Genomic DNA, 11,099 nt, shown 5'->3' on the forward strand with positions numbered 1-11,099 from the left:
AGTCGCTTCGATTTTTCTTAAATATATCAAGCGATAAATCGCCCCGAAATAGCGGGGGCGCCTGGTGAAGTACAATCTATTTCATAGACTGGCGCGCGATACGCGCGGCAACGTTTTGCCGATGTTTGCGGCTGGCATCCTTCCGCTCATCGCACTGGTCGGCGGGGCCATGGACATCAGCGTCGCCTACATGGCCCGTTCCAAGCTGCAGCAGTCCTGCGATGCCGGAGTCCTGGCGGGTCGCCAGATCATGGAAGGCACCATGTTCAAGCAGCCTCACCGAAACGAAGCGAAGCGCTTTTTCGATTTCAATTTCCCCAATGGCACCTATTCCGCGCGCAACCTGGCCTTCAACATCGAGCAGAACCCGGCGAAGAACACCGAGCTTCTCGGCAGTGCCAGCGCCGACATACCAACCGGGCTGATGCGCGTGTTCGGCTTTGACACCATCCCGATTGCCGTGACCTGCAATGCGCAGAAGGACGTGGGCGATAACGACATCATGCTGGTGCTCGATGTGACCGGCTCCATGGCCTTTTCGCCATCCACGGGTGGACCAGCAAAGATCAGCGCCCTGCGAACCGGGGCACTGGGGCTCTATCGCGCCCTGGAAGATGCCGACGGGTCCACCACGCGTTTCGGGATCATGCCTTATTCGCACACCGTCAACGTCGGGCGCTCGCTGCGTAATCGCGATATCGTGACCGTGCAGGACTATGTCGACGGTTATACCACCCGCATGGGACCTACGTTCGTCTTCACTCACACAGGTACCAAGTCGGTCCACATCAACGCATCGACCTGGGGCACCAACGGCAACAACAACAATGCCAATACCCAGGGCTTCCGCACCAGCGGCGATGGTTGCATCGAAGAACGTGCTTCGATCGGCAGCAATACCAACCCGATACGCATCTCGAACTCGATCACTCTCGACGATGTCGACCTGCTCCCCGCCAACGCCAATGACTCGGCGCACCAGTTCGGTCGATACGACCCGGGTGTGCAGATGGGCATGTCACAGGTCGGCTGCCCGGCAGAGGCGACGAGGCTGCAAACCTATGCCAGCGAAAACGCCTTTGCCGCAGCAATCAACGCGGCAACCGCCCGGGTCACAGGCGGTACCTACCACGACATCGGCATGCTCTGGGGACTGCGGTTTATCTCGCGCAACGGCTATTTCGTGGCCGACAACCCCGAAATGCGCGGGTCCGTACCGGTCAATCAGCACATCGTCTTCATGACCGACGGCAAGCTCGAAACCGGTGCAAGGCTCTATTCGGCCTATGGGGTCGAAGAATACCAGCAACGAATGGAGGGGTTCGGTTCGCAGAACTCGAAGCACATCGATCGCTTCAAAGATGCCTGTCGCCTGGCCAAGTCGATGAAGATTACGGTCTGGGTCATTGCACTCGACGTAACCAATACCTCCGATATCGAAAGCTGCGCGACGAGCGAGGCAAACTTCTTTGTCAGCGACGGCACCGACCTGGAACAGGTATTCGCCGAGATCGGCCGGGGCATCGGCAATCTGAGGTTGACGCAATGAGCCACAGAATCATCAATCTTCTGGCCGATCAGCGCGGTGTATCGGCCGTAGAGTTCGGTTTGCTGCTGACGCCGTTCCTCATGCTCCTGATGGGCGGAATGGACCTCGGTCACCAGTATTACATCAGGGCCGTCACCCAAGGTGCACTCTCAGATGTGAGCCGACGCGCGTCAGTGGAAGATCCGACTTTTCTCGCCGCTGGGGCAACCACCGAAGAGCGCGTTGAAGCCACGCTCAAGCAACAGATCGACGCAGTCGCGCCCGACGCCGAATATACGATCAGTCAGAGAAACTACTTTGATTTCAATGGTATCGGTAATCCAGAACGACTGATCACCGACGTCAACGGCAATGGCCAGTTCGACGAGTCCGACGGCGATTGCTGGGAAGACCTGGACGAAGATGGCGAATATGATCTCGACTCCGGTCGGGTCGGAATCGGCGGTGCCAACGATGTCAGTTTCTATTCGGTCAATGTCCGCATGGAGCGCCTCTTCCCCACCGCATCGCTGCTCGGGATTTCGCCCTATATCGATTTCACTGTCGAAACCGCAGTGCGAAACCAACCCTATGGCAACCAACCAACGCCGCCAGTGATTTGCGGGGTAACGCCATGAACCGGTCTGCACCATGGCTGCATCGCCTGCGTCGCGATGAAGCCGGCGTGGCGATGGTAGAATTCGCCTTCGTCGCGCCGCTCATGGCCTTGATGATCGTCGGCGGGATCGAGCTCGCCAACTTCGCACTGACCCACATGCGGGTCAGCGAGATTGCCAATACCGTATCGGACAATGCTGGTCGTGTTGCCACCGGTATGGACGAAGCCAATGTCTACGAGATTTTCGCCGGTGCCGGTGTCATCGGCAACTCAATCGATTTCCAGGAGCGCGGCAGGGTCGTCCTCTCTTCGCTCCAGGAAAACGGCAACAACGGCAATGCCAGGGGTCAGAAGATTGAATGGCAACGTTGCTGGGGCGAACTGGAAGTCGAACCCTCCTATGGCCGCGAAGGCAAGGGCAAGAACGACGGCAGCTTACCCAACGGCCTTGGCAAGCCCGGCCACCGGATCAGTTCGCTGGGCGGGACCGCGGTAATGTTCGCGGAAGTATCATACCAGTACGAGCCGATCTTCTTCAGCAGCATGTTCGATGCGGAGGTCATCCGCTACGAAGCAGCACTGAACGTCCGCGATCGCAACAACCGGAAGATCTCGAACGCGCAGGACCTCGCCACCATGTCCTGCTGATTTGCAATCAGATCCGCACAGCCGTGCCGCTGACACTGACCATCAGCATCGAGCCCTTGCTGCCGATTACCTCATAGTCCAGATCGACGCCGACAACGGCATTGCCGCCGCGGCGATCGCATTCGGCCTGCATTTCCTGCATCGCGCGCTGCCGCGCATCCTGCAGCACGCGTTCGTAGCTGCCCGCGCGCCCGCCGAAGAAATCGCGCAGGCCGGCAAACATATCGCGGAACACATTGGCCCCCAGAATCACCTCGCCCGATACCAGCCCCAGATAGGACTGGATCGGATGCCCCTCGATCGTGGGGGTGGTGGTGACCAGGATCACGCGGCGTTCGGGCAGTTGGGCCATGGTTCAATTACCCCCAGTTGAAATGTGTTCAGGCGAGGCCGAGCGCGGCCTTGTAGGTGTCGAGAATGGTTTCCATCTCGCGCCGGTCGTCGGGCTTCATCTTCCGCAGGCGGACGATCTGGCGCATGATCTTGGTGTCGTAACCGACCGCCTTGGCCTCGGCGTAGACGTCGCGGATATCGTCGGCGATGCCCTTCTTCTCTTCCTCGAGGCGTTCGATACGCTCGATCAGCAAGCGCAGGCGGTCGTCGGTGGCTTCGGCCATGTGAGATAAGCTCCGGTAGTGTGAGAATCGCCGCGAGGGCGAAAGCGGCTGCGATAGCCAGCAGGTCGCCTTGGGTGAAGGGTGCGAATCCCGATTCTTGTGCGTTAGTCCTTGGCGTTCAGGGCCAGGCTCGCCTCCATCCGCGCCAGCTGCTCGGGCGTTGCGGGGGTCTGGCGCGTGGCCTTCCACTCATCCTGTGGCATGCCGTGGATCACTTCGCGCGCCGTCGCCTTGTCACCTTCGAAGCCACCGTCGACGATCCAGTCGGCCAGACAGTTTCGGCAGAAGCCTGTAAGCCCCATCAGGTCGATGTTCTGTGCGTCGTGGCGGTGGCGCAGGTGCCGCACCAGTCGGCGAAATGCGCTTGCCGCTACGGCATCGGGGAGCTGGTCGAGGGCGTCTGTATTCGTATCCATGAAACTGTTGTCCTTGAGTTGCAGCACGCCTGTGCCATAGGCGTCTGCCATGCAAAAGCTCGATCCCAAGCGTGTCGATCCCCGGGGGCGCAAGGTCAAGATCCTCGCCACCGTCGGCCCCGCCAGCCGTTCGCCCGAAATGCTCGCCCGCCTGTTCAAGGCCGGGGTCGACGCCTTCCGGGTCAATATGAGCCACGGTGAGCACGCCGATCACGAGAAGACGATCAAGGCGATCCGCGCGATGGAAAAGGATTTCCACCGCCCAATCGCGATCCTCGCCGACCTGCAGGGCCCCAAGCTGCGCGTGGGCAAGTTCAAGGACGGGCAGGCGGTGATCCGCCACTCGGGCCATTTCACGCTCGATCGCGATCCCACCCCGGGTGACGAGACGCGCGTCGAGCTGCCGCATCCCGAACTGTTCGGCCTGCTGAGCAAGGGGCAGCGCCTGCTGATCAACGACGGCAAGATCCGCCTGAAGGTGATCAGCGCCGACGATGACAAGATCCTTTGTTCGGCCGAAGTCGGCGGGGTCATTTCGGACCGCAAGGGCGTGAACGTGCCCGATGCCGAAGTGCCGATCCCGGCGCTGACCGACAAGGATCGCAAGGACCTCGCCTTTGCCATGCAGCAGGGGGTCGACTGGATCGGGCTGAGCTTCGTGCAGCGCCCCGAAGACCTTGCCGAAGCGCGCAAGCTGATGGGCGGGCAAGGCGCGCTCTGCGCCAAGATCGAAAAGCCGATGGCGGTACGCCGGCTGGACGAGATCATCGAACTGTCCGACGGCATCATGGTCGCGCGCGGCGATCTGGGAGTCGAACTCGAACCGCAGGAAGTGCCGCCTCTGCAGAAGCGGATCGTCAACAAGGCGCGCACCGCGGGCAAGCCGGTGATCGTGGCAACGCAGATGCTCGAAAGCATGATCGAAAGCCCTGCCCCGACCCGCGCCGAAGTCTCCGACGTGGCCAATGCGGTCTATGACGGCGCGGACGCGGTAATGCTGAGTGCCGAAACCGCGGCCGGCGAATGGCCCGAAGAAGCGGTCACGATCATGCACAAGATCGCCCGCCAGGTCGAACGTGATGAGGCCTATCTGGCCCGCGTGCGATTTCTCGAAACAATGCCGGACGCCACCACCGCCGACGCGCTGGCGCATGCCTGCATGACCGTGGCCGATACGGTCGCGATCAGTGCGATCACCGTGTTCACCGGTTCGGGTTCGACCGCCCGCCGCGTCGCGCGTGAACGCCCATCCGTTCCCATGCTTGTGCTGACCCCAAGCATGAAGACCGCCCGCCGGCTGGGCCTGCTATGGGGCGCGCATGCGGTGGCGACCAAGGATATCGGCAGTTTCGAAGAGATGATCGCCAAGGGCAAGCGCATGGCGCTACGCCATGGCTTCGGCCAAGCGGGCAGCAAGCTGATCGCCCTAGTGGGTGTGCCCTTCGGCACCCCCGGCTCGACCAATCTGATGCATGTCGTCACCATTTCGGGCGACGAGCTGGACAAGCACGACAGTTAGAGCGCGCGGCGTTCCTTCATGATGCGTCGGTTGCGCGCATCAACGATACGGAACGCCGTGAAGACCGACAGGTCGCGATCGACCCGGCCTTCATGGCCGAGCAGCCAGATCTGTTCGTAAAACCAGTAGATGCCCGCAAAGCCATTGATCGCCTTCATCATTTGCAGGCGCTTGAGGAAGCCCAGCCATTGCGGCAGCAGGTCGAGGTTGTCTTCGTAGCGGGCAAGCCGCTCGGCACCCGCTAGCAGTTGGGCCGGGGCATCGGTATCGACGCACATCGGGCGACCAATGCCGATCACGTCAGCCGCGCCGCTCGCCAGCGCCTCTTCCATCGCCGCGCGGGTGCGGAAGCCCCCGGTTACCATCAGCGGGACCGATACTTCGGCCTGCATCGCCTTGGCAAAGTCGACGAAATAGGCTTCGCGCGCGGCGGTCGATGGCGCGACATTCTGTGCCTCGACCGCTTCCTGCCCCTCAATACCCAGCAGCCGGGGCTGTTCGTAAGTCCCGCCGGAAATCTCGATCAGGTCGACCGATGCCGCTTCCAGCCATTGCACGACCTTAAGGCTGTCACCGAAGTCGAAGCCGCCCTTCTGGAAGTCGGCGCTATTGAGCTTGACCGATATAGGGAAGGTGGGGCCAACCGCATCGCGCACCGCACGCACAATCTCCAGCAGGAAGCGCGCGCGATTCTCCAGGCCGCCGCCATATTCGTCCGACCGCAGGTTCACCCGCGGCGAGAGGAATTGCGAAATCAGGTAGCCATGCGCGCCATGGACCTGAACCCCGGTGAAGCCCGCTTCCTTGCAGGCGCGTGCCGCCACCGCCCAACGGTTGACGAGATCGGCGATCTCCTCACGCGTCAACGGTGTGGGCTTGGCAAACTGCCCGCCGGGCAAGGCGAGTTGGACATCGGAAGATGACTTTGGGTGCGGGTTGACCAGTTTCTGCGTCTGGCGCCCGCCATGGCTGATCTGCGCCCAGAAGTGATTGCCGCATCGAGTCGCTGCGCGGGCCCAACTGGCCAGCCGCGCCTTCATGTCGGCATCGGGCTCCCGCTCGATCACGACATTGCCGGGGCGCTCGAGATGGTCCTTGTCGACAATGATATTGCCCGACAACAGTATGCCGGCACCGCCATCGGACCAAATGCCGTAAAGTCGTTCGAGCTCGGGGGTTGGGCGTCCGTCAGGCGTGGCCAGCCCTTCGGTCATCGCGGCTTTGGCAATACGATTGGGAAGCACGGCGCCGCACGGCAACTCGAGACTCGATCCCAATGTTACCCCCATCGTATTCCTCCCCCTATTCGGCAGTCGCCTCCGCAAGACGTGCCCGCGCACGTTCCTCGCCGATCAACAGCAGCAATTCGCCCATGTCGGGCCCGTGGTCCATCCCCGTCAAGGCCTGGCGCAGAGGGAGGAACAACTGCTTGCCCTTCCGCCCCGTCGCATCCTTGAGCGCCGCGGTGAGCGTGTGCCAAGGATCATCGCCCCACACGAGGGTTCGGGCAGCCTCGCGCAGATAGGCGCGATCTTCGTCCGAAAATTCCGGTTGGTCGATCGGGCCGGTCACCAGACGCCACCATTCGCCGGCTTCGGCGATATGGCTCAGGTTCGGGCGGATCGCATGCCAGCCGGCTTCATCCATGCCGTCAGGTAGGCGATGGGAAACCTCAGCGAATTCCATCTGGTGAACCAGCGCAGTATTGATCCGCGCCAGCTCAGCGTCATCGAACTTGGCCGGCGCGCGCCCAAAGGTGCCCAGATCGAAACCGTCGATCAGCACTGCGCGATCGGCGATCGGTTCGACCGGTTGCGAAGTACCCAACCGGGCCAGCAGGGCAACCAGTGCTTCGGGCTCGATGCCCTGTTCGCGAAAGGCGTCGCAGCCGAGCGCTCCAAGCCGTTTCGAGAGCTTGCCTTCGCGCCCGACCAGCAGCGCCTCATGCGCGAAACGCGGGATTTGCTGCGCAGCAAACTGTGCAGCAATCAGCGCGGTAAACATCTGTATTTGAACGGCCGTGTTGCTGACGTGATCCTCGCCGCGCAACACGTCAGTCACACCCATGTCCAGATCATCGATCGCACTGGGCAGCATGTAGAGCCAGCTGCCATCGGCCCGTCGGATTACCGGGTCAGAAAGCTGCGCGGGATCGAATTTCTGCGCGCCTCGGATACCGTCATCCCAAACGATCGGTTCGCCGTGATCGAGCTTGAAACGCCAATGCGGGGCGATCCCTTCGGCTTCCTTGGCAGTGCGTTCGGCATCGCTCAGTTCCAGTGCAGCGCGATCATAGATTGGCGGCACGCCGCGGCCGAGCTGTATCTTGCGCTTGAGCTCCAGCTCCTGCTGCGTCTCGTAACAGGGGTAAACCCGCCCTGCCTCACGCAGTGCTGCAAAGGCACGCTCGTAGGTTTCGAGCCGGAGCGACTGGCGCTCTTCGCCATCGGGTTCAAGGCCGAGCCAGGCAAGATCCTCCCTTATCGCGTCGACATATTCCTCACGGCTTCGTTCGGCATCGGTGTCGTCGATCCGCAACAGGAAACGCCCACCCGCCTCCTTCGCGAGCATCCAATTGTGCAACGCAGTGCGGATATTGCCGACATGGAGCCGGCCGGTGGGGGAAGGTGCGAAACGAGTTGTTACAGGCATGGAGGCGCCGATAGCCGAGCGCAGCGGCGTTGGCGAGACGTCAGGCGCTTCCGCTTCCGCGCCGCTTCATCGCCGCTTCGCGCGCCTTGCGATAATCGAGCACGTCGGACCCCTTGCCGTTCATCGAGGCCTCGACCGCTTCCGGTGTAGCGAAGGCATCGCCCGGCGCAGGCTCGCAGATCAGGAAGCCCTGCGCCTCCTGGCACCCCAGCTTGCGCAACAGGTCCAGCTGACTGCGGCTCTCGATCCCCTCGGCGGTGGTCTGCATGCCCATCGCTTCGGCCAGCCGGGTAATGCTGGAAATGATTGCCTGCGCGTTGATGTCGTCCTCAATCCCGACCACGAATTTACGGTCGATCTTGATGCGATCGAACAGTGCCTGCCGCAAATAACCCAGCGACGAATAGCCAGTGCCGAAATCGTCGAGCGCGATGCGCGTTCCCAATTCACGCAACCGCGCCAGCGTATCGTTCCCGGTTTCGCTTTCGAGCATCAACACATGTTCGGTGATCTCGAACTCGACCCGTTCGGGGGCAATGCCGTTATTGTGCAGGGCCTGCGCCACCAGTGCCACCAGATGAGGGCTGCGTACCTGGGTGGGCGATAGGTTGATAGCGATGCGGAAATCGCCCTTCCAGCGCGAGATTTCTGCAAGGGCCTGGCGGATCACCCAACCGCCGATCGGCAGGATCAGGCCGGTCTCCTCTGCGATCGGCAGGAATTCCGTCGGGCCGATCAGGCCGCGCCGCGGGTGATGCCAGCGCAGCAGTGCCTCATAGCCGGTGATGTCGCCGCTATCGAGGTCGATGACCGGCTGGTAGTGCAGCCGCAGTTGGCCGCGCGTAATCGCTTCACGCAGATCGTTTTCGAGTTCACGACGCTCGCGCGCCTCGCGATCGAGGCTCTGTTCGAACATGGCCAGCGTATCGCGTCCCTTGCGCTTAGCCGCGAACAGCGCGAGGTCGGCCCGGCGCATCAGTTCCTCGGCATCGCAATCACCATTGCTGCAACGCGCCACGCCAATGCTGGTGGAAACGCGATAGAGCTGGCCTTCGATCTCATAGGGTTCACGCACAACCGAAAGGAAACGATGTGCACGTTCGATCAGCATGCCCATGCCTGCGCGTGTCTCAATCAGGACGGCAAATTCATCGCCGCCCAAACGGGCAACCAGGTCTTCGTCACGTACCTCCTGCTCCAGCCTGCTGCCGACTTCGCGTAGCAGCCGATCGCCTACCAGATGCCCGCGCGTATCGTTGACCGACTTGAAGTCATCGAGATCGAGATAGAACAATGCGACGTCGCTGGCGCAATCGCCGTCCTCGCTCAGCAAATCGCGCAGACGTTCGTTGAACAGATAGCGGTTCGCAAGGCCGGTGAGGCTGTCATAGTGCGCCATGAAGGCGACGCGTTCCTCGATCAGCCGATCATGCGTCACGTCGCGTGCAACGCCCCGCATCCAGCCGCCTTCGCGCGGCCGGGCGGATAGACGCCAATAGCGCATCTCGCCATCGACCCGCAGTTTGACCAGCAGATCGCGGAACGGGCTGTTTTCGACCAGATGCCGGGCCGGGCGATCGCGCTCTTCCCCCGGCTGGAACAGGTTGATCAACGGCGTATCCTGAAGGGTATCGACATCGCTGCCAGCGGCGGCGGCAAAACGCGGAGCCACGCTTCGCAGCAACCCGCCGGGGCCGACCGTCCAAAGCCAGTCACTGGACTGTTCTTCAAAATCGTGCAGCAGCATGGCCACCGTATCTGCCGCCTCGACGCTGCCGATCTCGTTGACGATACCGTCGACGAATTGTCGATCGAGCCGCCCGACAGCGATCCACAAGGTGATCGAATAGACCCCCAGGAGCAGGAGCAGTGGCCAGGAGTGACTGCCATAGGTGGCGATCGAGGCGGTCGCCATGCCGCTGCCGAGCAGTATGATGTGGGCATAGCCCGCCCGCGGAACGCAGCGATGCAACAAGAGCACGCCGACAAACATCGCGGCCGCGATCCCAGCAAGGGCCGGCAGGGCGCTAGGTCGTCCTAGAATGGCAAACATCGGAATGCCGACAGCCCAGGCCAGGCTGACCGCACCCATCACCACCATCACCTTGCGCAGGCTCGCCTCGATATAGTCGATATCGGTCGATGCCATGTCGGTCAGGCGCAACAGTGCCATGCGTGCAAGCAGGATAGCCCCGATGCTCACACCCCAGATCGCAGGAGCCGGATGGCTGAGGGTGTCGCTGTAGACACCCAGCAGGACGGCGGTCGAGGCAAAGCTCGAGAGGATGGCCATCGGGCCGCCGAACGATACCGCGCGGAGCCTCCTGGTGAGGATCTGCAGACGCACGTCGTCGCTATAGGAAACTGGCTGGGTCATTGCAGTCGACCCCGACTTACGCCGTTATGGTTAAAGAAGGAATATCGCGCCAAGAAACCTCGGAAACTCAATGAAAGAGGCCCCGCAGATCGCTCTGCGGGGCCTCGATTATTCGGCTTGGCTACCGGTCGGGCTTACTCGCCGTCCCGGGCCTCCTCGTTCAGGTACTCGCCTGCGTCGGCATCGGTGCCGTGGGTCTCACCCTCGACTGCCGCCAGCGGATCGTCGCCAATCGCCGCTTCCGGGCCCTGGGCGAGTTCCGCCGCATGCTCTTCCTCGGCGGTGTTGGCTGCGATAATCGCTTCCTGCGCCCGCTTCCACTGCGCACGCAGCGCAGCGTCGCGGCTGGAGGCGGTGATGCGCATGCGGTTCATGCCCGCGCCGGTACCGGCGGGGATGAGACGACCGACGATCACGTTCTCCTTGAGGCCGATCAGCGTGTCCTTCTTGCCCTCGACCGCGGCCTGGGTGAGCACGCGAGTGGTCTCCTGGAAGGAGGCCGCCGAGATGAAGGAACGCGTCTGCAGCGAGGCCTTGGTGATGCCCAGCAGGATCGGGGTGCCGGTGGCCGGCTGCTTGCCCTTGCCAAGCTTGGCATTGACCTCGTTGAGCTCCTCGACGTCGACCTGTTCGCCCGGCAGCAGCACGGTATCGCCGCCATCGGTGATCTCGACCTTCTGCAGCATCTGGCGAACGATCACCTCGATGTGCTTGTCGTTGATC

Annotated in this window: 10 protein-coding genes and 1 pseudogene; 4 read left to right on the forward strand and 7 right to left on the reverse strand. The window is 62.1% G+C overall.

The annotated features are described in order from the left end of the window. Window positions 1-64 precede the first annotated feature (64 nt). The 3 genes from AAFM29_RS09680 to AAFM29_RS09690 are packed head-to-tail and all read left to right on the forward strand — an operon-like array spanning window position 65 to window position 2,795. Window positions 65-1,549 carry a TadE/TadG family type IV pilus assembly protein gene (locus AAFM29_RS09680; protein WP_341712598.1) on the forward strand — a complete coding sequence of 495 codons (1,485 nt, stop codon included), beginning with the start codon at window positions 65-67 and terminating at the stop codon, window positions 1,547-1,549. Further along, window positions 1,546-2,166 (forward strand): TadE/TadG family type IV pilus assembly protein, encoded by a 621-nt coding sequence (locus AAFM29_RS09685; protein WP_341712599.1) that lies wholly within the window; start codon window positions 1,546-1,548, stop codon window positions 2,164-2,166. The genes AAFM29_RS09680 and AAFM29_RS09685 overlap by 4 nt, the downstream gene beginning before the upstream one ends. Then, window positions 2,163-2,795, forward strand: coding sequence for a TadE/TadG family type IV pilus assembly protein (locus AAFM29_RS09690; RefSeq protein WP_341712600.1), 633 nt, complete (start codon window positions 2,163-2,165; stop codon window positions 2,793-2,795). Before AAFM29_RS09685 ends, AAFM29_RS09690 begins: the two co-directional genes overlap by 4 nt. Before the next feature lie 7 nt (window positions 2,796-2,802). On the opposite strand, the gene AAFM29_RS09695 is transcribed toward AAFM29_RS09690, so the two are convergent. The 3 genes from AAFM29_RS09695 to AAFM29_RS09705 all read right to left on the reverse strand — a co-directional run bounded on the left by AAFM29_RS09695 (window position 2,803) and on the right by AAFM29_RS09705 (window position 3,828). After that, the gene (locus AAFM29_RS09695) at window positions 2,803-3,147 is read right to left on the reverse strand and encodes a YbjQ family protein (protein WP_341712601.1); all 345 of its coding nucleotides are present in this window, start codon (window positions 3,145-3,147) and stop codon (window positions 2,803-2,805) included. Window positions 3,148-3,175: 28 nt separating this feature from the next. Next, window positions 3,176-3,412 (reverse strand): DUF2312 domain-containing protein, encoded by a 237-nt coding sequence (locus AAFM29_RS09700; RefSeq protein ID WP_173215335.1) that lies wholly within the window; start codon window positions 3,410-3,412, stop codon window positions 3,176-3,178. 104 nt (window positions 3,413-3,516) lie between these two features. Then, window positions 3,517-3,828: a DUF1244 domain-containing protein gene (locus AAFM29_RS09705; protein ID WP_341712607.1), complete on the reverse strand. Its 312-nt coding sequence runs from the start codon at window positions 3,826-3,828 to the stop codon at window positions 3,517-3,519. A gap of 49 nt (window positions 3,829-3,877) precedes the next feature. On the opposite strand from AAFM29_RS09705, the gene pyk reads away from it, so the two are divergent. After that, window positions 3,878-5,347 (forward strand): pyruvate kinase, encoded by a 1,470-nt coding sequence (gene pyk / locus AAFM29_RS09710; protein WP_341712602.1) that lies wholly within the window; start codon window positions 3,878-3,880, stop codon window positions 5,345-5,347. On the opposite strand, the gene AAFM29_RS09715 is transcribed toward pyk, so the two are convergent. The 4 genes and pseudogenes from AAFM29_RS09715 to AAFM29_RS09730 form a co-directional block, all read right to left on the reverse strand. After that, entirely contained in the window at window positions 5,344-6,636 is a 1,293-nt protein-coding gene (locus AAFM29_RS09715) for an NADH:flavin oxidoreductase/NADH oxidase family protein (RefSeq protein WP_341712603.1), read from the reverse strand. The two genes, pyk and AAFM29_RS09715, sit on opposite strands and share 4 nt — an antisense overlap. Before the next feature lie 13 nt (window positions 6,637-6,649). Beyond that, window positions 6,650-7,999 (reverse strand): glutamate--tRNA ligase, encoded by a 1,350-nt coding sequence (gene gltX, locus AAFM29_RS09720; protein WP_341712604.1) that lies wholly within the window; start codon window positions 7,997-7,999, stop codon window positions 6,650-6,652. A 40-nt stretch (window positions 8,000-8,039) separates the two neighbouring features. Continuing rightward, the gene (locus AAFM29_RS09725; protein WP_341712605.1) at window positions 8,040-10,376 is read right to left on the reverse strand and encodes an EAL domain-containing protein; all 2,337 of its coding nucleotides are present in this window, start codon (window positions 10,374-10,376) and stop codon (window positions 8,040-8,042) included. 134 nt (window positions 10,377-10,510) lie between these two features. After that, a pseudogene (locus AAFM29_RS09730) lies at window positions 10,511-11,099 on the reverse strand (DNA-directed RNA polymerase subunit beta'); the annotation flags it as partial.

This window comes from Erythrobacter sp., from assembly GCF_038133525.1.
In the GTDB taxonomy this organism is placed as follows: Bacteria; Pseudomonadota; Alphaproteobacteria; order Sphingomonadales; family Sphingomonadaceae; genus Qipengyuania.

Coding starts and splice junctions, on each gene's coding strand:
- AAFM29_RS09705 (WP_341712607.1), bottom strand. CDS start 3,828: ATGGATACGAATACAGACGCCCTCGACCAGCTCCCCGATGCCGTAGCG.
- AAFM29_RS09685 (WP_341712599.1), top strand. CDS start 1,546: ATGAGCCACAGAATCATCAATCTTCTGGCCGATCAGCGCGGTGTATCG.
- AAFM29_RS09690 (WP_341712600.1), top strand. CDS start 2,163: ATGAACCGGTCTGCACCATGGCTGCATCGCCTGCGTCGCGATGAAGCC.
- pyk (WP_341712602.1), top strand. CDS start 3,878: ATGCAAAAGCTCGATCCCAAGCGTGTCGATCCCCGGGGGCGCAAGGTC.
- AAFM29_RS09700 (WP_173215335.1), bottom strand. CDS start 3,412: ATGGCCGAAGCCACCGACGACCGCCTGCGCTTGCTGATCGAGCGTATC.
- AAFM29_RS09695 (WP_341712601.1), bottom strand. CDS start 3,147: ATGGCCCAACTGCCCGAACGCCGCGTGATCCTGGTCACCACCACCCCC.
- AAFM29_RS09725 (WP_341712605.1), bottom strand. CDS start 10,376: ATGACCCAGCCAGTTTCCTATAGCGACGACGTGCGTCTGCAGATCCTC.
- AAFM29_RS09715 (WP_341712603.1), bottom strand. CDS start 6,636: ATGGGGGTAACATTGGGATCGAGTCTCGAGTTGCCGTGCGGCGCCGTG.
- gltX (WP_341712604.1), bottom strand. CDS start 7,999: ATGCCTGTAACAACTCGTTTCGCACCTTCCCCCACCGGCCGGCTCCAT.